The organism is Actinoplanes sp. NBRC 101535 (assembly GCF_030269225.1).
GTDB lineage: Bacteria > Actinomycetota > Actinomycetes > Mycobacteriales > Micromonosporaceae > Actinoplanes > Actinoplanes rectilineatus.
The window spans coordinates 328,433-352,728 of sequence record NZ_BSSY01000002.1; the positions used below are offsets into that span (position 1 = coordinate 328,433).

General features: G+C 69.1%; 27 protein-coding genes. 10 read left to right on the forward strand and 17 right to left on the reverse strand.

Annotated elements, in window-relative coordinates; translation table 11 throughout:
* Positions 1-26: 26 nt before the first annotated feature.
* Positions 27-1,007: a 4-hydroxy-3-methylbut-2-enyl diphosphate reductase gene (locus QSK32_RS06555; protein WP_285471433.1), complete on the forward strand. Its 981-nt coding sequence runs from the start codon at positions 27-29 to the stop codon at positions 1,005-1,007.
* Here the strand turns inward: QSK32_RS06555 and QSK32_RS06560 are convergent.
* Positions 1,000-2,133, reverse strand: a complete 1,134-nt coding sequence (locus QSK32_RS06560) for a DNA recombination protein RmuC (RefSeq protein WP_045744391.1) — start codon at positions 2,131-2,133, stop codon at positions 1,000-1,002. The genes QSK32_RS06555 and QSK32_RS06560 overlap by 8 nt on opposite strands.
* Positions 2,134-2,190: 57 nt before the next feature.
* Between QSK32_RS06560 and QSK32_RS06565 the strand changes: the two genes are divergently transcribed.
* Positions 2,191-2,919, forward strand: a complete 729-nt coding sequence (locus QSK32_RS06565) for a hypothetical protein (RefSeq protein ID WP_502872516.1) — start codon at positions 2,191-2,193, stop codon at positions 2,917-2,919.
* Here the strand turns inward: QSK32_RS06565 and QSK32_RS06570 are convergent.
* From QSK32_RS06570 to QSK32_RS06590, 5 genes are all read right to left on the reverse strand, one after another.
* On the reverse strand, positions 2,916-3,461 hold the full coding sequence (locus QSK32_RS06570) for a hypothetical protein (protein WP_045744393.1): 546 nt from the start codon (positions 3,459-3,461) through the stop codon (positions 2,916-2,918). The genes QSK32_RS06565 and QSK32_RS06570 overlap by 4 nt on opposite strands.
* Positions 3,462-3,519: 58 nt before the next feature.
* Positions 3,520-6,060, reverse strand: coding sequence for a valine--tRNA ligase (valS, locus tag QSK32_RS06575; RefSeq protein ID WP_285471435.1), 2,541 nt, complete (start codon positions 6,058-6,060; stop codon positions 3,520-3,522).
* Between the two features lie 43 nt (positions 6,061-6,103).
* Positions 6,104-6,763, reverse strand: a complete 660-nt coding sequence (locus QSK32_RS06580) for a Pr6Pr family membrane protein (RefSeq protein ID WP_045744379.1) — start codon at positions 6,761-6,763, stop codon at positions 6,104-6,106.
* Between the two features lie 740 nt (positions 6,764-7,503).
* Complete coding sequence (locus QSK32_RS06585) at positions 7,504-8,001, reverse strand: methylated-DNA--[protein]-cysteine S-methyltransferase (RefSeq protein ID WP_045746072.1); 498 nt, start codon at positions 7,999-8,001, stop codon at positions 7,504-7,506.
* 120 nt (positions 8,002-8,121) lie between these two features.
* Positions 8,122-9,621, reverse strand: a complete 1,500-nt coding sequence (locus tag QSK32_RS06590; RefSeq protein WP_285471436.1) for a DNA-3-methyladenine glycosylase 2 family protein — start codon at positions 9,619-9,621, stop codon at positions 8,122-8,124.
* Positions 9,622-9,748: 127 nt separating this feature from the next.
* On the opposite strand from QSK32_RS06590, the gene QSK32_RS06595 reads away from it, so the two are divergent.
* The 3 genes from QSK32_RS06595 (at position 9,749) to QSK32_RS06605 (ending at position 12,399) form a co-directional block, all read left to right on the forward strand.
* Positions 9,749-10,534, forward strand: a complete 786-nt coding sequence (locus QSK32_RS06595) for an alpha/beta fold hydrolase (RefSeq protein WP_157411370.1) — start codon at positions 9,749-9,751, stop codon at positions 10,532-10,534.
* A 46-nt stretch (positions 10,535-10,580) separates the two neighbouring features.
* Positions 10,581-11,666, forward strand: coding sequence for a redox-regulated ATPase YchF (ychF, locus tag QSK32_RS06600; protein WP_045746069.1), 1,086 nt, complete (start codon positions 10,581-10,583; stop codon positions 11,664-11,666).
* 214 nt (positions 11,667-11,880) lie between these two features.
* A complete protein-coding gene (locus QSK32_RS06605; RefSeq protein ID WP_285471639.1) occupies positions 11,881-12,399 on the forward strand; it encodes a GNAT family N-acetyltransferase in 519 nt (172 codons plus the stop codon).
* A gap of 51 nt (positions 12,400-12,450) precedes the next feature.
* On the opposite strand, the gene QSK32_RS06610 is transcribed toward QSK32_RS06605, so the two are convergent.
* From QSK32_RS06610 to QSK32_RS06640, 7 genes are all read right to left on the reverse strand, one after another.
* Positions 12,451-13,092, reverse strand: a complete 642-nt coding sequence (locus tag QSK32_RS06610; RefSeq protein ID WP_285471437.1) for a Uma2 family endonuclease — start codon at positions 13,090-13,092, stop codon at positions 12,451-12,453.
* Between the two features lie 39 nt (positions 13,093-13,131).
* Complete coding sequence (locus QSK32_RS06615; RefSeq protein WP_285471438.1) at positions 13,132-14,457, reverse strand: hypothetical protein; 1,326 nt, start codon at positions 14,455-14,457, stop codon at positions 13,132-13,134.
* Between the two features lie 502 nt (positions 14,458-14,959).
* Positions 14,960-15,340, reverse strand: coding sequence for a type II toxin-antitoxin system VapC family toxin (locus tag QSK32_RS06620; RefSeq protein ID WP_285471439.1), 381 nt, complete (start codon positions 15,338-15,340; stop codon positions 14,960-14,962).
* 11 nt (positions 15,341-15,351) lie between these two features.
* Positions 15,352-15,603 carry a hypothetical protein gene (locus QSK32_RS06625; RefSeq protein ID WP_285471440.1) on the reverse strand — a complete coding sequence of 84 codons (252 nt, stop codon included), beginning with the start codon at positions 15,601-15,603 and terminating at the stop codon, positions 15,352-15,354.
* Positions 15,604-15,612: 9 nt separating this feature from the next.
* Positions 15,613-16,077, reverse strand: a complete 465-nt coding sequence (locus QSK32_RS06630; RefSeq protein ID WP_285471441.1) for a GNAT family N-acetyltransferase — start codon at positions 16,075-16,077, stop codon at positions 15,613-15,615.
* Complete coding sequence (locus QSK32_RS06635; RefSeq protein WP_285471442.1) at positions 16,074-16,700, reverse strand: phosphoesterase PA-phosphatase; 627 nt, start codon at positions 16,698-16,700, stop codon at positions 16,074-16,076. The genes QSK32_RS06630 and QSK32_RS06635 overlap by 4 nt, the downstream gene beginning before the upstream one ends.
* A 25-nt stretch (positions 16,701-16,725) precedes the next feature.
* The gene (locus QSK32_RS06640) at positions 16,726-17,187 is read right to left on the reverse strand and encodes a MarR family winged helix-turn-helix transcriptional regulator (protein ID WP_285471443.1); all 462 of its coding nucleotides are present in this window, start codon (positions 17,185-17,187) and stop codon (positions 16,726-16,728) included.
* A gap of 186 nt (positions 17,188-17,373) precedes the next feature.
* Between QSK32_RS06640 and QSK32_RS06645 the strand changes: the two genes are divergently transcribed.
* Genes QSK32_RS06645 through QSK32_RS06655 form a run of 3 tightly spaced genes read left to right on the forward strand, consistent with a single transcriptional unit; the run spans position 17,374 to position 19,974 of the window.
* Positions 17,374-18,342, forward strand: coding sequence for a G5 domain-containing protein (locus tag QSK32_RS06645; RefSeq protein ID WP_285471444.1), 969 nt, complete (start codon positions 17,374-17,376; stop codon positions 18,340-18,342).
* A 58-nt stretch (positions 18,343-18,400) separates the two neighbouring features.
* Positions 18,401-19,234 carry a nucleotidyltransferase domain-containing protein gene (locus QSK32_RS06650; protein ID WP_045746062.1) on the forward strand — a complete coding sequence of 278 codons (834 nt, stop codon included), beginning with the start codon at positions 18,401-18,403 and terminating at the stop codon, positions 19,232-19,234.
* On the forward strand, positions 19,231-19,974 hold the full coding sequence (locus QSK32_RS06655) for a Type 1 glutamine amidotransferase-like domain-containing protein (RefSeq protein WP_045746061.1): 744 nt from the start codon (positions 19,231-19,233) through the stop codon (positions 19,972-19,974). The genes QSK32_RS06650 and QSK32_RS06655 overlap by 4 nt, the downstream gene beginning before the upstream one ends.
* 132 nt (positions 19,975-20,106) lie before the next feature.
* On the opposite strand, the gene QSK32_RS06660 is transcribed toward QSK32_RS06655, so the two are convergent.
* Entirely contained in the window at positions 20,107-20,232 is a 126-nt protein-coding gene (locus tag QSK32_RS06660) for a hypothetical protein (RefSeq protein WP_285471445.1), read from the reverse strand.
* A gap of 242 nt (positions 20,233-20,474) precedes the next feature.
* On the opposite strand from QSK32_RS06660, the gene QSK32_RS06665 reads away from it, so the two are divergent.
* The gene (locus QSK32_RS06665; RefSeq protein WP_285471446.1) at positions 20,475-21,383 is read left to right on the forward strand and encodes a hypothetical protein; all 909 of its coding nucleotides are present in this window, start codon (positions 20,475-20,477) and stop codon (positions 21,381-21,383) included.
* Here QSK32_RS06665 and QSK32_RS06670 read toward each other — a convergent pair whose 3' ends face one another.
* Together QSK32_RS06670 and QSK32_RS06675 are read right to left on the reverse strand one after the other, a co-directional pair.
* Complete coding sequence (locus QSK32_RS06670; protein WP_045746059.1) at positions 21,384-21,746, reverse strand: PH domain-containing protein; 363 nt, start codon at positions 21,744-21,746, stop codon at positions 21,384-21,386.
* A gap of 24 nt (positions 21,747-21,770) precedes the next feature.
* Positions 21,771-22,082: a hypothetical protein gene (locus QSK32_RS06675; protein ID WP_045746058.1), complete on the reverse strand. Its 312-nt coding sequence runs from the start codon at positions 22,080-22,082 to the stop codon at positions 21,771-21,773.
* A gap of 185 nt (positions 22,083-22,267) precedes the next feature.
* Between QSK32_RS06675 and QSK32_RS06680 the strand changes: the two genes are divergently transcribed.
* Positions 22,268-22,690, forward strand: a complete 423-nt coding sequence (locus tag QSK32_RS06680; RefSeq protein WP_211275523.1) for a (deoxy)nucleoside triphosphate pyrophosphohydrolase — start codon at positions 22,268-22,270, stop codon at positions 22,688-22,690.
* Here the strand turns inward: QSK32_RS06680 and QSK32_RS06685 are convergent.
* Positions 22,679-24,217 carry a long-chain-fatty-acid--CoA ligase gene (locus tag QSK32_RS06685; protein ID WP_285471447.1) on the reverse strand — a complete coding sequence of 513 codons (1,539 nt, stop codon included), beginning with the start codon at positions 24,215-24,217 and terminating at the stop codon, positions 22,679-22,681. The two genes, QSK32_RS06680 and QSK32_RS06685, sit on opposite strands and share 12 nt — an antisense overlap.
* Between the last annotated feature and the right edge of the window lie 79 nt (positions 24,218-24,296).

Here is a 24,296-nt window from a genome sequence, read left to right on the forward strand (position 1 = left end):
GGGACCGGGCCACGTACCATGGCCGGGTGACCGAATCTCGCAAGCAGGTGTTGCTCGCCAAACCGCGTGGCTACTGCGCCGGTGTCGACCGGGCCGTCCAGACGGTCGAGGAGGCGCTGAAGCTCTACGGCGCCCCGGTCTATGTCCGCAAGCAGATCGTGCACAACAAACACGTGGTCAGCACCCTCGAGGCCCGCGGCGCGATCTTCGTCGAGGAGAACTACGAGGTGCCCGAGGGCGCCACCGTGGTCTTCTCCGCCCACGGCGTGGCCCCCGAGGTCCACGACCAGGCCCGCGAACGCAACCTCAAGGCGATCGACGCCACCTGCCCCCTGGTGACCAAGGTCCACCACGAGGCCAAACGGTTCGCCGCGCAGGACTACGACATCCTGCTCATCGGCCACGAAGGCCACGAAGAGGTCATCGGCACCGCCGGTGAGGCACCCGCCCACATCCAGCTCGTCGACGGCCCCGACGACGTCGACAACCTCGTCATCCGCGACCCGGAGAAAGTCGTCTGGCTGTCCCAGACCACCCTCTCCGTCGACGAGACGATGGAGACCGTCGCCCGCCTCAAGACCCGGCTGCCGCTGCTCCAGTCGCCGCCCAGCGACGACATCTGCTACGCCACCTCCAACCGGCAGCACGTGATCAAAGAGATCGCCCCGGACTGCGACGTGGTCATCGTGGTCGGCTCCACCAACTCGTCCAACTCGGTGCGCCTCGTCGAGGTGGCCCTCGGCGCCGGCGCCCGCGCCGGCCACCTGGTCGACTACGCCAGCGAGATCCAGGACGAATGGCTCGACGGCGCCACCACGGTCGGCGTCTCGTCCGGCGCGAGCGTCCCCGAGGACCTGGTCATGGAGGTCCTCGCCCACCTGGCCGAACGCGGCTACGGCGAGGTCACCGAATACACCACCGCCGACGAACGCCTCACCTTCTCGCTGCCGCAGGAACTACGCCGCGACATGAAGGCAGCCGCGGCGGCCGCTGCCGCCGCTAACTGAGCTCAGGCGCCTGGGGCTGGCGCGGGGCGATCTCCACCTGCGCCGGCGCCGGCAGATCATGGTCGGCGACGCCCATGTCGGCCAGCTTGCGGGCGCTCACCAGCACCCGCGACTCCAACGACCCCACCGCCCGGTTGTACGCCGTCACCGCCCCCGACAACGACGAACCCAGCTTGCCCACATGGTCACCCAGGGTGGACAGGCGCTCGTACAACTCCCGGGCCAGCGCGTGCACCGCCACGGCGTTACGGGCCAGCTCCTCCTGCCGCCACGAATACGCCACCGTCCGCAACAGCACCACCAGCGTCGCCGGGGTGGCCAGCACCACGTTGCGGCGGAACGCGTAATCCAGCAGCACCGGATCCCGCTGCAACGCCGCATCCAGGAACGGATCCGCCGGCACGAACAACACCACGAAATCCGGTGCCGACTCGAACGCCGACCAGTACTTCTTCGCCGACAACGCGTCCACGTGCGCCCGCACATGCCGGGCATGCCGGTCCAGATGCAGATCCCGGTCCCGTTCCTCCCGCGACTCCATCGCCGACAGATACGCCTCCAGCGGCGCCTTCGCGTCCACCACCACCGACCGGCCACCGTGCAGGCGCACCACCAGGTCCGGGCGCACCACCGACCGGTCCGTGGACGCCGTCACCTGCTCGTCGAAATCACAATGCTCCAACAGGCCGGCCGCCTCGACGACCCGCCGCAGCTGATGCTCCCCCCACCGGCCACGGACCTGCGGCGCCCGCAACGAGGCCACCAACTGCCGCGTCTCGGTCCGCAACTCCCCGGACACCGCGCCCATCGCCCTCACCTGCTCACGCAGTTCCGCGTACGCGTCCACCCGGTCGTGCTCCAGCTGCACCACCCGCTCCTCGTACCGCCGCAACGCGTCGTGCAACGGCGCCACCGCCCGGGCCACCGCCTCCTGCGACTGCGCCGTCGCCTCAAAGGACAGTGCCCGCAGCGACTGCTCCATCCGCTGCTCGCCGTCGCGCGACGCGGCGAGCGTCGCCTCCAGCCGCGCGATGTCCGTGGCCGCCCGCGACCGGGCCGCCAACCAGCCCAGAGCGGCACCCACCACGAGACAAACCAGAACAACCGCCAGTGTCGAGAACGTCACCACCGCAGATTGCCAGAAAGCCGCTTCATGACCAGCGGGGGTACGGTGGAAAACATGATGAGCGTGTTGCTGATCCTGGCGATAGTCGCGGTGGTCGTCCTGGTCATCGCCGCGACCCAGCGCAACGGCCAGGGGCGGCAGCAGACACAGCTCGCCGACGCCCGCGCCGAAGCCCAGCGGTGGTACGAACGACTCGGCGGCCAGGTGATGAACCTGAACTCCGAGGAACCCGCGGCCCGGCAGGCCCTCGCCGACGCGAGCGAACGCTACAACGCCGCCGGCGGTCAACTCCAGCAGGCGGGCACGGTCCGCCAGTTCGAACTGGCCCGCGAGTCGGCCCTGGAGGGACTCGCCTACGTGCGGGCCGCCCGCCTGGCGATGGGCCTCGACCCCGGCCCCGACCTGCCGCCGCTCGCCGTCTCCCAAGGTGCCGGGCAGCTCACCCAGCCGCGTGAGGTCACCGTGCAGGGACACGCGTACAAGGCCGGGCCGCAGCCGGGCGCCGAAACCCCCTACTACTACCCGGGCGGCCGCGTCCAAGGACGCCCGGTGCCGGCCGGCTGGTATTCGACACCGGTGTGGAAGACCGCCCTCGGCACCGGCGCCGGTGTCCTCGGCGGCATGCTGATCTTCGACGCGCTGTTCTCACCGGGCCTCGGCGACTTCGGCGGTGACATGGGCGTCGGCGACATGGGCATGGGCGACATGGGCATGGGCGACATCGGCGGCGGCGACTGGGGTGGCGGCGACTGGGGCGGCGGCGGAGATTTCGGCGGCGACTTCTAACACCGGGCCGACCGCCGGTCCAACTCCCGCCGCAACACCCGCGGACCCGGCCAGATCTGCGTCAGATCCGCGGTGAACGCCGGACCGCGCGGCGTGTCCACCAGCACCGGCTCGGTGTCCTCGTCCCGGCCCTGCACCGGATGCACCGTGTCCAGATCCGCCGGCACCACCTCCAGCACCGTCCGCAGACCCACCCGGCGGACCGCCACCACGGCGATGTCCGGCCACGCCAGCAACACCGGATCACTGCCCTGCGCGGCCAGCTCCAGACCACCGTCGGACACCCGCACCCACGTCGGCAACGCCGCCCGCGCCGACACGGCATAACCGCCCGCCGCCAGCACGGCGATCACCACACCCTGCAGCGCGACCACCCACCACGGATCGCCGGTGTCCCCGACGACCACCGCCACCACCGGAGTGGTCGCCAGATAGGCGACCAGCAGCGCGCCGAACACGACGACAAACGTCCGCGCCGGCGACGACCGGAACAACACGGCATCCTGCGCAGGGGCCTCGACCTGCTTCGGCGCGATCGACATGACTTCCATGGTGGCCCACCAGCCCGGCCGGTGGGCCACCTTCTTCCATTCAGAACCGCTAGAAACCGCAGGCCACGACCAACTCAGGGGTACGCCCCCGCAGCAGGTCCAGCTTGCCGATCCGGCCCGCCGACCGCACATCGCCCTCGATCAGCTCCAGCCGGTCGAGCAACTCCGCCGGCCCCAGCGCCTCCGCCAGCGGCACCTCCGTGCGCATCGACACCTTCCGGTCCGACTTGGCCCGGCGGACCTGACGCAACGCCTCACCGGCCAGATCCAGCAGCCCCGGATCGGACTCCGGAGCCACCCGCTCCACCTCGTACCGCGTCGGCCACGTCGCCTGATGCACCGACCCGTACCGCCACCACGACCAGACCTCCTCCGTGACGTACGGCAGGAACGGCGCGAACAACCGCAACAGCACCGACAACGCCGCCGCCAGTGCCGCCCGCGCCGACTCGGCCGCCGGACCCGACCCGTACGCCCGGTCCTTGACCAACTCGATGTAGTCGTCGCAGAACGTCCAGAAGAACGGCTCCACCACCTGCAACGCGTCCGTGTGCTGGAACCGCTCGAACGCCTCCGTCGCCTCGATGACCACCGTCGCCAGCCGGCCCAGCATCGCCCGGTCCAACGGCTCGGTGACCGGCTGCCGCAACGCCCGCTCCGCGCCCAGCCCCAACGCGAACCGCGACGCGTTCAGCAACTTCGTCGCCAGCCGCCGCCCGACCTTCAACTGCGCCGGCTCGAACGCCAGATCCGCGCCCGGCCGGCCGCTCGCCGCCCAGTACCGCACCGCATCCGAGCCGTACTGCTCGAGCACGTCGATCGGCGTGGCGACACTGTTGCCCTTCGACTTGGAGATCTTCTTGTGGTCCGGATCCAGGATCCAGCCCGACAGGACCGCCCGCCGCCACGGCAGCGTGCCGGCGAGCTGCTCACCCCGCAACACCGAGGAGAACAACCACGTCCGGATGATCTCCTGACCCTGCGGGCGCAGATCCATCGGGAACGTCCGGGCATGCAGATCCTCGTCGGTGCCCCACCCGGTGACGATCTGCGGCGACAGCGACGACGTCGCCCACGTGTCCATGACATCCGGATCGGCCACGAAACCACCCGGAACGTCCCGCTGCGACGCCGCGAAACCCGGCGGACAGTCCGAGGACGGATCCACCGGCAACGCCGATTCGTCCGGTATGAGAATCTGGTCGTAGTCCGGCTCGCCAGCGTCGTCGAGCCGGTACCAGACCGGGATCGGCACCCCGAAGAACCGCTGCCGGCTGACCAGCCAGTCACCGGTCAGACCGCCGACCCAATGCTCGTACCGGACGTGCATGCTCTCCGGCACCCACGCCAACTCCCGGCCCCGGGCCAGCAGACACTCCCGCAGATCGGCGTCACGCCCACCATTACGGATGAACCACTGCCGACTGGTGACGATCTCCAGCGGCGAGTCGCCCCGCTCGTAGAACTTGACCTGATGCCTGACCGGCCGCGGCTCCCCGAGCAACTCACCCGACTCCCGCAACGCGGCCACGACCTCCCGCCGCGCACCGGCAACCGTCGACCCGGCCAGCCGCGCGTAAAGCTCCACCGGAACACCCGGCGGCGCCTCCGCCAGGAAACGACCGTCACGCCCCAGCACGACCCGCGTCTCCAGCGACAACTCCCGCCACCAGACGACATCGGTCACATCCCCGAACGTGCAGACCATCGCGATGCCGGTGCCCTTGTCGACCGCCGCCGCCCGATGCTCGACAACCGGAACCTCCACCCCGAAGACAGGCGTCCGCACCGACGTCACACCCGCGAACCGCTCATCACCCGGATGGTGAACCAGCGCCACACACGCCGGCAACAACTCCGGCCGCGTCGTCTCGACCTCGACCACCCGGCCGTCCGGCCCCCGGAACGCCAACCGGTGAAACGCCCCCGGCCGCTCCCGGTCCTCCAACTCGGCCTGCGCCACCGCCGTCCGGAAACCGACATCCCACAACGTCGGCGCCTCTGCCGAATAGGCCGCACCGGCCGCCAGATTCGCCAGGAACGCCCGCTGCGACACCGCCCGCGCCCGGTCACCGATCGTCGTATACGTCAAACCCCAATCGACCGACAAACCCAGCCGCCGCCACAACGCCTCGAACGACTTCTCGTCCTCAACCGTCAACCGGCCGCACAACTCGACGAAATTCCGCCGCGAAATCGCCACCGGCCGCTCCGGAACCGGAGACGGCGGCTCCCACCCCGGGTCATACGGCAACGACGGATCACACCGCACCCCGAAAACGTTCTGAACCCGGCGCTCCGTCGGCAACCCGTTGTCGTCGAACCCCATCGGATAGAAGACGGCCTTACCGCGCATCCGCTGAAACCGCGCGACCGTGTCAGTGTGCGTGTACGAGAAGACATGCCCGACATGCAACGAACCGGATACGGTCGGCGGGGGTGTATCGATCGAGAACACGTCCGCCCGCTCCCTGGAACGGTCGAACGTGTACGTGCCCTCCCCCTGCCAACGCGACGCCCACTTCTCCTCGAGACCGTCCAACGACGGCTTCTCGGGGAGACCGTGACGCCCGGTTCCCGAATCAGTCATGCCGGCCAGCCTAGGACCCGCCCACCCCGTTCGGCGAGGCCTTTTACGTGGTCACCACCGCCACCGGCCCCCGCGTGACCAGCGCCATCAACCGGTCGACGCCGAGCAGGAGCGCGCCGAGAACAGCGAACACCACCGCCAGCGACGCCATCTGCACCGCCACACCGCCGTACCCGCCCTGCACCCCCGGATCGAGGAACGGATACGGATAACGGAACGGCGCGGTGGGAAACACGACCGCACGGAACACCGACAGCACCCCGTACAGAAGAGGAAAGACCAGCCACCACGGAAGATCGCGCCAAGGCGACGCCCTACGCGGCCCGAACGCCACCCAATCGATCACGACCATCAACGGCACGACATAGTGCACCAGGAACAGCGACCGGTTCGCCGTCGCCACCGCCAGATCAGGATCCGACAACCCCGGCAACGGACTGGCCCCCGCATTGAGCACGAAATGCGAGATCAGGCAGGTGATCAGAATCCACAGGGTCACCGGGCCGCGCAGCCGAGGAGCAGGAGCCTCCGGGGTACGCCGCCGCACCATCAGATAGACCGCGGCCCCGAAATAGCCGAGCACGATCAGATTGCTCTGACACGTGTAGAAGAGAACCCGCTGCTCACCACTGAGAAGCCCGACGACGACGCAGACGACAATCGCGGCACGCCACCACAACGGGGGCTTCCACAGGATCGACACAGATTCCTCCAGACGCTGGGCCGATCATGCTAGGCGCTCCCGCGTCCCGCGCCGAGCCGCGGTTTGTCACCCGTCCCTCAGCAGCCGCCTCCGTCCGATCCGTCGAGTCGTTCCGCCGACCTGCGGTCCGGGGCTTTTACCGACGGACCCGATTTGCCGACGACGGCTGAAGCCGGCCGGCCGTCGTCAGTGGTTCTCCGGGCGGTGCTGTGGAGCCGTGGCTGACGGCTCGGGGCGGCCCAGCCGTCGTCCATGGTCGCCTTCAGCCCGTGGGCGGACCGTGGACGACGGCTAGACATGTTTCGTGGTCAGGGTGCGAAGCCCGTCCGCGTGGTGATTTCGGGCGCGCTGGACGCCCCAATTCACCACACCCGTGGCGGTGTGGTGATTACGGGCGCGCTGGACGCCCCAATTCACCACACCCCTGGTGGTGTGGTGATTACGGGCGCGCTGGACGCCCGAAATCACCACGCTGTTGTGGGTGTGGTGAATTCGGGCGTGCTGAGCGCCCGAACTCACCACAGAGGCAGACCCTGACTGACTCATTAGGTGTCTAACCTGGCTGCGCCGTCCCTCATGGCTGTCCGAGCGACGCGATGCGGCCATCGGCGACGGCGGGACCGGTGTGGCCGTCGTCTGCGGCCGTTCGGATGTCGTGTGGGAACCGCGCGCGCGACGGCCGACTGCCCCGGCCGGCCCGTCGCCCAGGACAAACCGAACCGTGGCTAGACGAACCGTGGCTAAACGAACCTCTCGTGCTCCAGCAGCCAGGACTTCACCGGCAACCCCCACCGGTAGCCGCCCAGCGAACCGTCCGTACGCAACACCCGATGGCACGGCAGGAACAGCGCCACCGCATTCCGGGCACACGCCGCCGCAGCCGCCCGGACAGCCGCAGGCCGGCCCGCCAACTCGGCGTACTGCGTGTAGGTCACCGGCGCCCCCGGCTTGATCTCGCGCATCACGTCCCAGGCGCGACTCATGAACGCGCCCCCGGTGACCTGCTCGACCGGCACCGCGTCCAACGCTGCCAGATCCCCACCCAGATAGTCACGGACCGCCGTCCGTGCCGGGCCCACATCGTCGTCCTCCGCCACCGGCCCGGCCAGAGTCGGATGCACCAGGCGCATCAACTCGGCCACATCCGTGGTGAAACCGGAGGCGCGCACCGCGCCCTCCCGGCTCACGATCACAGTGAACGGGCCGGCCGGGGTGTCCATCGTCGAATGACGCAGCATGTTCGTCTCCTCACGCGTTACGGGTCAGCGTCGCCGGTCGCGAGAATCCCCGCGCGGCGGCCTGTGGATGACCGGGGAATGTGGACGACGGCCCTGGCGGCCCGTCGCCGGGATACCTTCTCAAGCGGAACGCCACAGCCTGACCAGGGCATACGAGCGCCAGGGACGCCAGTTCCCGGCATGTTCGGCCAGTGCGCGGGGCGTGTCCGGCAGGCCCAGCGCCGCGGCGCCGCGGCGGGCGGCCAGGTCGGTCTCCAGGAACACGTCGGGGTCGCCGATCGCGCGCATGGCGACATAACCGGCGGTCCACGGGCCGATGCCGGGGATCTCCTGCAGGCGGGCGACGGCCTCGGCACGGTCGGCGCCCGGGTTGAGGTCGACCGTGCCGGAGGCGACGGCGGCGGCCAGGGCGCGGATGGTGGCGCGGCGGGCGTTCGGCATGCCGAACGCCTGGTCGTCGAGGTCGGCGATGGCCTGTGCGCTGGGGAAACCGGTGAGCACGGCGGCAGCGGGATCGGTGTGCGAGGCGGCGGAGGACTCGGGGGAGGGGGAGGGGCCCACAGCAGCGACATCACCGACATCGTTCGCATCCGAGACACCCCGTAACAACCGCCGCAGCGCAGCTCGAGCCCCCGCCACGCTCACCTGCTGCCCCACCACCGCCCGGACCGCCATCTCGAACCCGTCCACCGCCCGGGCCACCCGCACCCCCGGCTCCTTGCGCACCACGCCTTCCAACGCCGGGTCCCGGCCGAGTTCGCCGTCCACCGCTTCGGGGTCCGCGTCCAGGTCGAACAGCCGCCGGCATCGGGCCACCGCCGGCGCCAGGTCACGGACGTCTTCGAGGCGCAGCGTCGCGTGGACCCATCGTTCTCCGGCGCGCAGGGCCACGCTTCCGGTTCCGTGCGGCAGGCTCAGTCCTCTGCGGTACGTGTCGCCGTCCACTTCGTCCACGCCCGGCAGTGTTCGTGCCGCCAGGAATTCCAGGAGTGAGGCCGCGTGCAGCGGGGCTCGATGGGCCAGCCGCAGGTTGATGACTCCTGGCTCGCCGCCGGCCGCCGGTCGCGTCTCCCGCAGTTTGCCGGGCGATCGCGCGTACACCTCGAGCATGGTGTCGTTGAATTGTCTGACGCTGCCGAATCCGCTGGCGAAGGCGATGTCGGTGATCGCCAGGTCGGTGGTTTCCACGAGGATCCGCGCGGTCTGGGCCCGTTGTGCCCGGGCCAACGCGAGGGGTCCGGCGCCGAGTTCGGCGGTGAGCATCCGGTTGAGGTGTCGTTCGGTGTATCCGAGCCGGGTGGCGAGTCCGTTGACGCCTTCCCGGTCGACGACGCCGTCGCCGATCAGCCGCATGGCCCGTCCGACGGTGTCGGCGCGCGCGTCCCATTCGGGTGATCCGGGTGCGGCGTCCGGCCGGCATCGGCGGCAGGCTCGGTATCCGGCGCGTTGGGCGGCTGCCGCGCTGGGATGGAATGTCACGTTCTCTCGTTTGGGGGTGACGGCCGGGCAGGACGGCCGGCAGTAGATGCCGGTGGTGCGGACGGCCGTGTAGAAGCATCCGTCGAACCGCTGGTCGCGGCTGTCGACGGCGCGGTAGCAGCGTTCGAAGTCCAGCTCCATGCCGTCGAGTCTGCTCCGCGTACCCGCCGCCTGGCTGGCGGGTTTCGGACATCACCGTGTCGAGGGTTGTCAACCGCGGTTGACGCTTGCCGATCTGTCAACTACGGTTGACGTTATGGTGACGACAATGGCGAAAGTCGATATCCGGTGGCGTACGTTCGGCGACGGCGGCCCCAAAGTCGTGCTGCTGCACGGCGGCCTGCAGACCTCGGCCAACTTCACGAAACTCGCCGGCCTGCTCGCCCGCGATTTCACCGTCCACGTCCCCGATCGCCGCGGCCGTGGCGAGAGCGGGCCCGCCGCCACCGGCCACGGCCTCCGCGCCGAGATCGACGACCTGGCCGCGTTGCTCGGCGAGACCGGCGCCGGCAACGTCTTCGGCCTCAGCTCCGGCGCGGTGATCGCGCTGCGCACGGCCATGGAGATCCCCGTCGAACGCCTCGCGCTCTACGAACCACCGCTCAAGCACGGCGGTCACGATCCGCTCTCCTGGCTTTCAGCGTACGAACGGGAGCTCTCCCGTGGTCACCCCGCGGCGGCGTTCGCGACCGTGGTCAAGGGGACAGGGGGCGCCCGTCTCGTCCCGAGAGCCGCCCTGATCCCGCTCGCCGGCCTGGCCCTGCGCACCGGCGGCGGCAGGGAGCTGGGTGAACTGATCCCGACGATGCGACTGGACGCGGCGGTCGTCGAGGAGGCGGCCGGACCGCTCAGCACCTACGACGGCGTGACGGCCGAGACGCTGCTGCTCGGCGGGACACGCTCCCCGGCGTACCTGAAAGAGGTTCTCACCGGCCTGGAACCGGTCCTGCCGCGAGCGCGGCGGGTGACCCTGACCGGCGTCGGGCATCTCGCCGCCGACAACAGTGGCAGGCCGGCTCTGGTCGCCGCCGAACTGCGGAAGTTCTTCCGCTGAAGCGGACCTGAGGCGCGGCTCGGGCAAACCCGTAGACTCACGTTCCGTGAGCCTCAGCATCGGAATCGTCGGCCTGCCCAACGTCGGCAAGAGCACCCTGTTCAACGCCCTGACCAAGAACGACGTGCTCGCCGCGAACTACCCGTTCGCGACGATCGAGCCCAACGTCGGCGTGGTCGGCCTGCCCGACGAGCGGCTGGGCAAGCTCGCCGAACTGTTCGGCAGTGAGAAGATCCTGCCGGCGCCGGTGAGCTTCGTCGACATCGCCGGCCTGGTCCGCGGCGCGTCGAAGGGCCAGGGCCGGGGCAACGCGTTCCTCGCGAACATCCGCGACGCGTCCGCGATCTGCCAGGTGGTCCGGGCCTTCTCCGACCCGAACGTGCTGCACGTCGACGGCAAGGTGTCGCCCTCCGACGACATCGAGACGATCAACACCGAGCTGATCCTGGCCGACCTGCAGACGGTCGAGAAGGCGCTGCCCCGCCTGCAGAAAGAGGCGAAACTCAAGAAGGACAAGGCGCCGGTCGTGGCCGCCGCCGAGGCCGCGTTCAAGCTGCTCAACGACGGCACCACCCTCTACCAGGGTGCGAAGGCCGCGGGCATCGAGCTGGAGCTGCTCGCCGAGCTGCACCTGCTGACCACCAAGCCGTTCCTGTACGTGTTCAACGTCGACGAGGCCGAACTGGGCAACGAGACGTTCCTCGACGAACTGCGCGCCCTGGTCGCCCCGGCCGAAGCCGTCTTCATGGACGCGAAGATCGAGTCCGAGCTGATCGAGCTCGACGAGGCCGACGCCCTGGAGCTGCTGCAGTCCACCGGCCAGTCCGAGCCCGGCCTGAACCGCCTGATCCGCGTCGGCTTCGACACGCTGGGCCTGCAGACCTACCTGACGGCCGGCCCGAAGGAGGCCCGCGCCTGGACGGTCCCGGTCGGCGCCACCGCTCCCGAGGCCGCCGGCGTCATCCACTCCGACTTCCAGCGCGGCTTCATCAAGGCCGAGATCGTCAGCTTCGACGACCTGGTCGAGGCCGGTTCCATGTCCGCTGCGAAGGCCGCCGGCAAGGTCCGCATGGAGGGCAAGGAATACATCATGAAGGACGGCGACGTCGTAGAGTTCCGCTTCAACGTCTAGACACGTTCCGCAGTCCGGGTGCGAAGCCCGTCCGCGTGGTGATTTCGGGCGTTCAGCACGCCCGAAGTCACCACACCCACGACAGCGTGGTGATTTCGGGCGTCCAGCGCGCCCGTAATCACCACGCGGACGGGCTTCGCACCGTGACCACGACACGTGTCTGGCCGCTGCGCCGTGGTGTCCGGCCGGTCGATCGGCCTACGGTGACTCGGTGATGATCCGAGACGCCGGGGCCGGCGACTGGCCCACCATCCACCCCTTCTTCCGGGAGATCGTGGCGCGCGGTCACTCGTACGCGTTCCCTGAAGATCTTTCGTTGGAACAGGCCCGCGGCTGGTGGATGGAGTCCCCGCCGGGCCGCACCGTCGTCGCGGTGGACGGCGCGACGATCCTCGGCAGTGCCAAGATGGGCCCCAACCGGCCGGGCCGGGGTGCGCACGTGGCGACGGCCAGCTTCATGGTCGACCCGCGGCATGCCGGCCGGGGCGTCGGCCGCGCCCTCGGCGAACACGTCGTCGCGTGGGCGCGCGCCGCCGGTTACCGCAGCATCCAGTTCAACGCGGTCGTCGAGACGAACGAGGTCGCGGTGCGGCTGTGGCGTTCCCTGGGCTTCGAGGTCCTGACCACGGTGCCGGAGGCGTTCGACCATCCCGACCACGGCTTGGTCGGCCTGCACGTGATGTTCCTGAACCTGAGCGGCCCTGACGGATCGGCCGGCCCGCGGTCGGAGTGAGCCGGAAATCGCCGACGGCGAGGCCGAGGCTCGCGGCGGCGTGCGGCTGGCTCAGCTCTTGCGGCCGGGTGTCAGAGCATCCAGGTCGAGGCGGATCGGGAACGGCTTCGTGGTGTGCAGTTCGTGCCGGTGGATGCCGGTCGGCACATAGGAGCGGGTGGGCTCGTCGATCTCGTAGACGTGGATCACCGGCGATCCGTCCTCGTTCTCGATACGCCAGTAGTGGGCAATTCCGGCCTCTGCGTATTTGCGCAGCTTGACCGTCCGATCGCGGTGTGCGGATTCCGGTGATACCACCTCGACGACCAGGAGTGTCTCGTCGGGCGTGTGGAAGGTGCGGGAGGGCTCGTAGGCCGCTGTGGTGACCAGGAGATCCGGCTCGGGGCGGTTCCACTTGTCGAGTCGGATCGTGATCTCGCGGTCGACCTCGATGCCTTCCGGTGCCTGGTCCGTCAGCAGATTCACCAAAGCGGTGATCAGCCGAGCGTGCCAGACCTGCTGGGGGGACATCATGAAGACGAGTGCTCCATCGATCAGTTCGGTGTGACGTGGGGCCTCGGCGATCGTGTCGAGGTCCTCGGAGTACCAGCCTTCAGGACGAGGTGGGCGCATCCACTCGGGCACCGCAGTCATGCCGTCACCGTAGCATTCGGCAACGGCGGATCGGATTGGTGATTTCCATTCCGCGGTCACCTGTTTCCCGCGGAAATGTATGAGAGGCGCGGGCCTCCGTCAGGCCGATTCGGGAGTCGCTGCGGGCGACGTGCTGGTAGGAATCCGATCGGTTCGTGATGAATGGCCGTGTGATCGGACTGCCCGTCCCGCGACCGTGTCCGGTTTGGTGATGGCCTGCACGGCTCGGGTGATCGACTCCTTGCCGGATCCGGCTGACATGGTGGCTACACCATCCTCGCTCACCACTACTTTCCCTCCGATCCCGTTCCACTCCTTGCTGACGATCCAGTTGATGTCATGTAATGTCCGTCGAGCTTCTTCCATGGCTTTCTCGTCGCGATGGTAGAAGGCGCTTCCGAGGCTGGCCAGAGCGACCCGGACCGCGATGGTGCGAATGACGCGAGACTTGTCGGTCAATACCTCGACGCCGCCGAAGTGCGCGAATATCTCGGTGAACCATCGAGTTGCCGCAGCCCGGAGCCTGTCGAAGTCGACGCCCTCCCAGGGTGGCGTCTTCTTCGACGTGGTCAACGGTTTGTAAGGGCCCAGGACGATGGCCTTCACCATCTGCTCGGCGTGGGTCAGGAGGATCCACTGATTCATCGCCTGGTGGGTGATGGTGAGTTGCCGACCGGTGGTGGCGTATCCGATTTTAAGATCATCGAAGATCTCCTTGGTGACGGTGATCCACTTGTTCCGGGTGTCGAGATTCGCCTTGGTGATGGCGTCCACCGGCGTGCCTTCATAGTTAAGATCGACGAACAGTACAGAGGCCTGTTCAGCGGTGATGCCGTGGAAGATCTCGACCGTTACGGGTTGCTGCATGAGCTTGTCTTTCAAGGCGGCCGGGACCCGCGGATCCGCCTGGATGTCGAAACCTGCCTGATGTCGGCATTCACCGTCGGCGAGTGCGCCCCGCCCGATCTGGCCGTGATCATAGGTGTACCAAGGGCTGTCGAGGCCGTCCACGGAGACGGGGGCAGCCCGTTCCGGCATGCGTTCCGGCCATACGGCATAGAAGCCGGGAAGTGCGCCGAATGCTTCCTGTGGGGTCAGTGCGAAGGTATTCAGCAGATAATCTCGAAGACCGTTCCTGGTGTTCTCCAGTTTTCGTGTGGCAACGAGCCTCCGTACCGGTACGGATCTTCCGCCTACGCTGCGCCGCTCGGTCACTTCTTTACGGAAGGGGCGCTGGATCTTCTTGCGTAGCGGCGCCAACTGCTCGGCGCGGGGGTCCACCGAAAGGCCTTCTCCGATGTCGCGGAGGGCGTCCTCGAGAACCAGACCGGAGACTATGTTGTCGATAACCCAATGGAATGGAACTACCGTAGTGAAATGGAAATCGTTCCAGCGAAGGCCGGTAATCAACTTCGGGATCAGCACTGTGAAGTCCTTTACGGCGATTCCGCCAGTCAGTGGTCACCCGTGAGGATTGAAGATGGGTCGAACCGCCCGTTCGATGAACGGGGACTGTCGAGCGATGAGATGACCGTACTCGGGAAATCCATGGTTGCCTACTCGTAGCCACCAAAGAGGTATTCGGCCGTACTCGAGTACGGCCGGAATTCGAGGGCCAGGATGCGTTCGGTGGCACAATTTCGCAGCTCAATGGCACTGTACCGGCCGGTTGCGTCGGAGGGCCGGCCCAAGCAGTGGCCGGAACCCACTGGGGGTCGGGCAGGGTGCGCTCGTAGCAGACGGAGACTTCGGAGCCGATGTACGCGCCGAACAGCGGAATCCGGCGGCAGCCCGGGGCTCTTGGAAGCTCGCCGCCCGGATCGTTGCCGGGGTGCTCGAGAAGGTGGACCAGGCCCGCGCCGACCTCGCCGACCAGATCCGCGCCGCCGACCGTGCCGGAATACACCAGGTGGCTTGCCGAGCGGGATCAGACGCGGATGATTTTGACGGCCGCACCGCAGAGGAGGGACAGATCCTCGGGGTCGGAGGTCAGCACGGTGACGGGTGGGGGCGAGCTGCGTGCTACAGCTGCGAAGACCGCATCGATCGCGTACTTGTGCCCGTGAAGTCGATGCGTTCGTAGGAGCTCAGCTGCCCGATCCGCGATTTCATGGGTGATGGCGTGTACGTCGATGCGAGACAGGATCCATTTGATGCGGGCCGGATGCACCTTTTTGTCGTCTGCTTCGAGCAGCGTCATGACGGAGGTCCCGACCCGGATGCGGCTCTCCTGAGCGGCATGCATGAGAGCAGCGATGGTGCGATCGTCGTGATAGAGCTTGGACAGGCCTTCACAATCGAGCAGCATTGTTCCTGGCATCAGGCTGCGGCGCCGCTGGTGCTCTGCGGGTCGTGCCGGAGGAGGAGCTTGGCGGCCTCGATCTCGTCGCGCGTCAGCGGAGCATTACGCGCTTCGAAATCGTCGACGATTTCGCCTAGTTTATCCATCGCGATGCGCTGCTCCAGCGCCTCGATCACGTAGGCGGAGAAGCCCGCAGGTCCCACCTGGGCACGGACGGCCTCGGCGATGTCCTCAGGCAGACTGATCGAGTATTTCTTGCTGCCGCTCATGACAAAATTCTACTGCGGGTTGGGCAGGGTGCGCTCGTAGCAGACGGAGACTTCGGAGCCGATGTACGCGCCGAACAGCGGGATCCGGTGGTAGCCCTCGCGTTCGTAGAAGCGCATCGCGTCCGGCTGGCCCGGCCCGGTCTCCAGGCGCAACGTCGTCCAGCCTCGGGTGAGGGCGGCCTGCTCCAGGGCGCGCAGCAGGCCGGCCGCCACGCCGGAGCCGCGGCCGGCCGGGTCGACGTACATCCTTTTGACCTCGGCGGTGGTGGCGTCGAGGCGGCGCAGGGCTCCGCAGCCGATCGCCCGGCCGTCGCGGACGGCCACCAGGAACACGTCGATGTCCGCGGCTGACGGTGGGGTGCCGGGTTCGTGGTCGTCGCTGCCGTAGCGGGTGTCCAGTTCGGCCCGTTGCGCGGCCCGCAGTGCTGTGCCGTCCGGGTCGTTCCAGGGGCGTTCGGTGATGGTCCAGGTCATGAGCGCAGCAGGGGGAAGACGGTGCCGGCGATCAGTGCGCCGGCCAGGGCGCCGACGACGACCTGGGCGGGGGTGTGCGCGGTGAGGCGGATGCGGGCCCAGCCGCCGAGCAGGACCAGCGGGACGCCGAGCAGGGCGACCGGGCCGTAGACGGCGGTCAGGGCGGCCACCGTGCCGGCTGCCACGCCGCCGTGGATGGACATCTTCCACCAGTGGGTGACCAGGGCGAACACGAACAGGCCGACGCCGCCGGCGGCCAGCAGGGCCAGTACCTCGCGCGGGGCGCCCAGGGCCACCAGCAGGGCCAGGCCGGCGACCAGCGACACGGTGCCGAAGAGCAGTGGGATGCGGCGGTCGGCGCGTTCCGGGATGTGGTGGTTGGTCAGGCGGCCTCGGCGTACGCCGTGCAGCACGTACCCGAGGGGGATGACCGCCGCGAACAGCGCGCCGGGTAGTCCCCACCAGCGGGACACGCCGGGGGTGTCGCCGGCGTGCCAGCCGACGACGATGAGCAGGGCGGCGACCAGGACCGCCGGTGCGAGCACTTCGGACACGAGCCGGGCGATCCGGTCCGGCAGGGCCGTGCTGGTGTAGGGACTGGTGTCCGGGCTGGTGGTGATCACGCCTCACATGATGACAAAGGTTCGTTCAGGGCTCGGTGGCCATCGCGGCGAAGGCCGCCGCGAGGCGGGCCGGGTCGATGCCGTCGAGGTGGTCGAAGATGTGGCGGCGGACGCTTGCCAGGTGGGTGGGCCAGGCCTCGCGGAGGCGGGTCAGTCCGCGTTCGGTGAGGACGGCGTTCGCGCCGCGGGCGTCCTCGGTGCAGCGGATGCGGCGCAGGTGGCCCTGGGTTTCGAGTTTCGCGGCGAGTCGGGTCATGCCGCTCAGTGACATGTCGCACGCGTAGGCCAGTTCGCTCATCCGCATCGACTGGCCGGCGGTTTCGGACAGGTGGCGCAGGACCGAGTATTCGCTGAGGGAGAGGCGCTGTTCGCGCATCAGGTCGGCGTCCAGGGCGCGCGGCATGACCAGCAGGAACCGGCCGAGGGCGCGCATCACCGCCTCTTCGTGCGGGCTCAGCGGGACGAGCCGGTCGGCGGTGTCGGACATGGCACCGATGGTACGGCCGGGGCGCTGGTGACTCTGCGCCTCGCCGGAGCAACGCGCGAGGCTGGTAACGGGGCATGGCGTCAGCTTTTCGGGGGACTCGCGGCGCCTTGCCTGCGAGCCGGGACGAGTCACAATGCTTTGGTGCAAAACCAGACAACTAGTGACTCTTGGCAGCATCTGCTCGAAATGCCACGAAAGTCTTGGTGGGCCCGGCTGCCGTTCGGCGTCCGGATGACTGTGGGCACGACCGCGATCCTCGCCGTCGTGGGGGGCGGCGCGACCGGTGTGGCCGGTCTCACCGGGGGCGGGCCGGAGGATCCGGTGGCCGCGGCGCCGTCCGTCGCCGACCCGGTCGACGTCGCCGATCCGCTGCTCGACGACGAGGCGGAGGTGGTCAGCCGGGAGGCGGCGGCCGCCGAACCGCTGCCCCGGCGGCACCAGCGGGCACCGGGCGCGGCGGGGCTTGCCGCCCGCAGCGCCGCGGACCAGCTGGGACGGACGTCGGCCGCCGCGGACCAGCCCGCAGCCACGGCGGCCGGCGCGGACCGGGACGGCGGCGATCGCGCCGCCCGCACGGAACCGCGCTCCGTGCGTACCCCCAAGAAAGCCCGCACCGAACCGGCCGGGAAGAAGAACCGCAAGGCGAAAGCGGACACCAAGGCGAAGGGGAAGACCACGGCCGAGCCGGTGGTCACCACCCGCACCGAGACCGAGACGCGGGTGATCCCCTTCCACACCAAGTTGGTCCGTGACTCGTCGCTGCCGCGCGGCGTCCGCCGGGTGCAGACGCCGGGCAAGCCGGGCGAGGAACGGGTGCGCTACCTGGTGACCACGACCGACGGTGAACAGACCGACCGGCGGCTGCTGGACACCACGGTCACCCGCAAGCCCCGGCACCGGGTGGTGGTCTTCGGCGCGCAGTGGGCCGGCGACGCCAAGGACTGCCAGCGTGACCTGCACGTCTGTGTGCCGGTCGGGCGTGCCGCGCTGTGCCCGCAGGACCAGGACGCGGTCCCGGTGGCGCGGCCGGAGCCGAGCGGCGCCGTGCGGGGCCCGGAGAGTGCCGGCGCGCTGCTCTTCTCGGTGGAGGAACTGGAACTGCTCGGGCCGGGCGCGCTGGACAGCCTGCGCCGGGAACCGGCGAGTCTGTGCTGACGAGGGCGGAGACGGGTAATTGATTGCGCCGCTCTGGCCGGAAGATCACCGTAGGGGGATGGGGCTGACCGACGCTGATCTGACCGAACTCGCCCATCGCCTGCTCACGGTGCCCGGAGTCGCCGGGGTGATGCTCGGCGGCAGCCGGGCGCGCGGCACGCACACCCCGGACTCGGACACCGATCTGGGGTTGTACTACCGGGCCCCGCTGGACACCGAGCGGCTGGGCCGGCTGGCCGAGGAGGTGGCCGGCAGCGGCAGCCGGGTCACCCCGCCCGGCGAGTGGGGCACCTGGGTGGACGGTGGCGGCTGGCTGCGCATCGACGGGCACGCGGTCGACTGGATCTACCGTGACCTGGACCGTGTCCGGGCCTGCTGGGCCGAGGCCGAGAAGGGCCGGTACGCGTTCCACGTCCAGGCCGGGCATCCGCTCGGTGTGCCGGACTTCCTCTACCCCGGTGAGCTGGCCCTGGGGCGGATCCTCGCCGACCCGACCGGTGAACTGACCGCCCTGCGGGAGAGTGCCCTGGTCTATCCGCGGCCGCTCGCCGAAGCCCTGGTGGCCGGTCTCTGGGAGGCGGACTTCATGGTCGGCCTGGCCCGCAAGGCGATCTCCCGGGGCGACGCCACCTACGTGGCCGGCTGCCTGTTCCGGCTGGCCGGGGTGTGCGCGCACGCCCTGCACGGCGCCGCCGGCCGGTGGCTGATCAACGAGAAGGGCGCGATCGCTGCCGCGGACGCGTTGCCCGGCGCGCCGCAGCAGTTCCGGCGGCGGGCCGAGGCCGCGTTCGCCGCGGTCGACGGCGACCCGCTGCGGCTGGGGGCGGCCGCCGACATCGCCGCCGATCTGGTCCTGGACACGGTCGACGCCTGCGCGATGATGTTGCGGTGACGGCTGACGAACCCACCATTCTCGCGACCAGCGCGTTCTTCCGGCGCGGCGCCCACGGCCCGCTCTCGTTGCGGCCCGGGGCGATCCACCACTTCGCGGCGGAGCTGGCCAACGCCCGCAAGCCGAAGATCTGCGTGCTGACCCAGGCCACCGGTGACCCGGAGACGCGGATCGGCGCCTTCTACGCCGCGTTCGCCGGCACCGACTTCACCATGTCGCACCTGCAGCTGTTCCCGATGCCGAACGTGGACGACATCCGCGCGCACCTCCTGGCCCAGGACATCGTCTGGGTGGACGGCGGCAGTGTGGCCAACCTGTGCGCGCTCTGGCGGGTGCACGGGCTGGACGAGATCCTGCACGAGGCGTGGCAGGCCGGCGTGGTGATGAGTGGTGTCTCGGCCGGGTCGATCTGCTGGCACAGCGGTGGCAGTACCGACAGTTACGGCCTGGAGCTGCGCGGGTTCACCGACGGGCTGGGCTGGCTGCCGTACAGCAACGGGGTGCACTACGACGCGGAGGAGCAGCGCCGCCCGAAGATGCACGAGCTGATCGGGGCGGGCACCCTCGCCGACGGGTACGCGACCGACGACGGCGCCGGCCTGCTCTACCGGGGTACGGCACTGGCCGAGGTGGTCGCCGACCGGGAGGGCCCGCGGGGGTACGCCCTGCGCCGCAACCCGGACGGCACGGTCACCGAGACGCCGCTGCGGACACGTGTCCTGCCGGAACCGCGGAGTTGAGGGCCGGAGCGTCGTTAGGCTTGAACGGGCGCACCACGCGGCCCGAGGCAGAGAATGAGGAGAACGATGACGTACTTCCGTGGCGGCGAGGGCGGCAGTTACCGCTGAACCCTCGGGTTTCGCCGCGGTCCGTCAATGCAGGGCGACCGTGGCGAGACCCACCAGGACCGCCGAGAGCAGGAACGCGACGGCGAAGGCGGCGTTGGCGACGTGTGCCAGCCGGTACGGTTGTCCCCCCTCACCTCCGGTGTCCGGCATCGCGGTGCTGTATCTGCGGGTCGACGGCCGTTGCAGGTGGGTGAGCACCGGGGTTCGCCTCCAGAGGGAATCGACGTGATCCTCGGTAGCATGCGGCGGGCCGGAAGCGGAGAACAACGGTTACCGATGAGTAACCGTCGCCGGGGTTCAGAACTGGCATAACCGATCGGGCGACCCTTCCGGAGGATATTCACCCTTTGTGAGGATTTATCGGTAAACCGGGTTTCGTCATCATTGGTCTGATGCCGGACACCCCGTCGAAGTCCCACACCCTGTTCAGGGGAACCTTGAACATCGCGGTCGTGCTCCTCGGCCTGGCATCCGGGATCGCGCAGCTCGCCGAGGTGCCGACCCGGATCGCCCAATGGGCCCTGACCGCCGTCTTCCTCGCCTGCCTGCTCTACTTCGTGGTCCGCCTCTGGCAACTCGCCTTCGTCGTCCGGATCCGGCAGCTCGACGCCGACCTGATCGACGCCGCCAAGGCGCTCAGCCTGCAGCGGGCCGGCCACCAGCACTACCTCGACGCCATCCAGCGGATCAGCGACCGGGAGAAACCGCTCTTCTCGGAGACCCTCGAGGTGCTCGTCACCGTCGGCGACGACGATGAGAGCGACCGCATCGTCGAGAAACGTGTCACCACGCCGGATCCGCTGGTCACCCACCGGACCATGCGCCCGATCGTGCCCACCGACACCGACCGGCTGATCCGCCTGGACGACATCGACTTCAAGGCGCTGCGCCCGGTCGACGGCAGCATCACCGCGCTGCCGCTGGAACAGAGCCGGCTGCTGCGGGTCTGGCTGATCTTCGACCCGGCGGTGACCACCCCCACCGCGTGGCAGGTGGAGTACCGCCCGGTCGGGCTCTGGCGCCCGCTGCGCGAACGCGGCTGGGACCAGCTGGTCTGGGAGGACCGGTTGCCGGCGGCCAGCGGCGCCCCGTCGGCGTTCACCCGCTTCGAGGTGACCTTCAGCTTCCCGGAGAGCGACCAGCCACCGAGCGTGAAGGAGCGCCAGGGGTACGGCCGGATCGCCGAACCGGAACGCGACCACCGGGGGCGCTGGGAGGTGATCTGGCGGGACGAGAAGCCCGCCGGCCGCAGGTACGTCTGGGATCTCACGCAGGCGGTCGGCGGGCCCCGCCGGCGGTGATCAGGCGGCGCGGCTCAGGATCACGTTGTGCACGTGGTGCGCCTTGTCGGAGCCGCGGAACTCCACCTCGTACGTGTTCGTGCCGACGGCGATCGCGATGGTGCCGGAGGAGAAGAACTGCCCGGCCCAGCTCTTGTTGCTGACCACGCTCACGCTGCTGACCCGGGAGTACGGGATGCTGGTGATCGCGAAACGCTTACCGACGTAGGACTGGTCCTGGACGATGATCCGCCGGTCGGTGAGGCCGATGAATCCGGTGCCCGTGCCGATCGCGTCGTACACCGCGATGATCGTCTCGCCCTCGAGCAGGCCGTCCTGGATCTGCTCGAACTGGCCCTTGCTGTCGTACACCGCGTCAGTCATGCGGCGAACCTTAGTCGTCGTGATCTACGTCCGTTCGACGACCGTACGGTAGAAGTCCTCGATCCGGGCAGCGAGGGTGACCTCACCGTCAGTGATCGACGCGCCGTCCTGGGGACCCAGGCAGATCTGAGTGTGACCATCGATGCGCCGGATGTTCGGGCGGATGTGCAGGGTGTCCGCCGCGACCTTGATCCGTTCGGTCAGCGCGGCGTGCTGGCTGTCGTCGCAGGCGAGGTCCCGGCGCAGCTGTACGCCGTCCCTGGTCCAGCCACCCAGCAGGTCGATGGCGTCGGTCAGATAGTCGGTGGCCTTGTCCCGGCGTTTCCGCGCCCGCATGGTCGCACCCCCCTTAGCGTTCGTTGCCGGCTTGTGGCCGAACTGTCGCCGTGTCGTCATGGTCGGTGCCCCACAGTTTCGCCGCTCCGGACATCCGTGTCCACGCCCACATATCCGTGTTTGCGTGACGATCGGGGCCGCAACGGGCAACCTGAACGGTGAACTTCTGTGGGATCTTTGAATCCATGCCGCCGGAACAGTACGTCAAGCCCGCGTCATCACCCAGGGTGATCGTCGCGGCAGTGATCATTACCGCAGGCCGGGTGCTGGCCTGCGAGCGCAGCTCCCCGCCCGAGGCGGCCGGGCGCTGGGAGTTCCCGGGCGGCAAGGTCGAGGCGGGGGAGACCGAACAGCAGGCGCTGGCCCGCGAATGCGTCGAGGAACTGGGCGTCCGGGTCACCGTCGGCGACCGGGTCGGCCCGGACGTGCCGCTGGCCCACGGCCGGGCCCTGCTCCGGGTCTACGCCGCCGAACTGCTCGGCGGCGACATCCCGAAGGCGCTGGAGCACCGCTCCATGCGCTGGCTGACCGTGGACCAGCTGGACAGCGTCCCGTGGCTGCCCGCCGACAAGCCGATCGTCGCCGAGTTGCCCGAGCTACTGACCTGAGTACTGCTGGCGCAGCTCCCGCTTGAGCACCTTCATGCTGGGGCCCATCGGCAGCGCCTCGGTGAACCTGACCTGACGGGGATACTTGTGCCGGCCCAGGTGCTCCTTCGACCAGTCGATCAGCTCCTGCTCCGACAGGCCCTTGTCCTGCAGGATCACCACGGCGCAGACCTCCTCGCCGTGCACCTCGTCCGGCACCCCGATCACCGCCACCTGCTGGACGGCCGGGTGCCGGGCGAGCACCTCCTCCACCTCGCGCGGGTAGACGTTGAAACCACCCCGGATGATCAGGTCCTTGGTGCGGTCGACGATCCGGACGAACCCGCGCTCGTCCTTGGTGCCCAGGTCGCCGGAGCGGAACCACCCGTCGACGATCGCCTCCTTCGTCGCCTCCGGCCGGTTCAGGTAGCCGGCGAACACGTTGTGCCCGCGGATCACGATCTCGCCCAGCTCACCCGTCGGCAGGAGTTCGATGCGCTCCGGGATCTCCGGGCGGGCGATCTCCACCTCGACACCCCAGATCGGGTGGCCGACCGTGCCGGGCTCGGTCCCGAACGCGGGCTGGTTGGTGGTGGCCACCGGGGAGGTCTCGGACAGGCCGTACCCCTCCCAGATGTGCGCGCCGAACGCCGCCGCGAACTTCTCCAGCACCGCGACCGGCAGCGACGCGCCGCCCGAGGCGCACAGCCGCAGCGACGGCAGACGTTCCGCCTTCGCCGCCGCCTCCAGCAACCCGATGTACATCGTCGGCACGCCGTGGAAGATCGTCACGTTCTCCCGCAGCATCAGGTCGATCGCCGCCTCGCCGGAGAACCGGGCCAGCAGCACCAGCGTGCCGCCCAGCCGGAACGTGGCGTTCATGCCGACCGTCTGGCCGAACGTGTGGAACAGCGGCAGGCAGCCGAGGACCACGTCGTCGGGGCGCAGATCGTGGATGTCGAACACGTTCACCGCCGTGTTCAGCACCAGGTTGAGGTGCGTGAGCAGGGCGCCCTTCGGTTTGCCGGTGGTGCCGCTGGTGTAGAGGACCACCGCGACGTCCTCGGCTTCCCGCGTCACATGGGCGGGCAGCGCGGGGACCCGCGCGGACACCTCCTCCAGGCGTTGCGGTGGGTTCGGCAACTCCGGTGGCAGCGGGCCGACGTTGACCAGCCGGACACCGGTGGCGGCCGCGGCCGCGGCGGCGACCGGCAGCAGAGCGGAGTGCGTGACCAGCAGATCAGCCTCGCAGTCGGCCAGGATGTAGCCGACCTCCTCGGGAGTCAGCAGCAGCGAGACCGGCACGATCCGGGCGCCGACCGCCAGGGCGGCGTAGTAGACCCGCGGGAAGTCCGCCACATTGGGGATCATCACGGCGATCGTGCTGCCCGGCCCCGCACCCAGCTCCCGGAGCCCGGCGGCATAGGCGAGGGTCTGACTCCAGAGCTCGTCGTAAGTGATCCGTGCACCGCCGTCGATGACCGCGACCTTGGCGGGGTAGCGGCGCGCCGACTCGGCGAGAACGGTGGCCAGGGACAACGTCGTCATGTGTCCTCCGATCTTCGTAAGCTCGCGAAGTGATGTACGTCGCAGCTGGGCATAAACTAGCGGCGTAAGTTTTAACGCG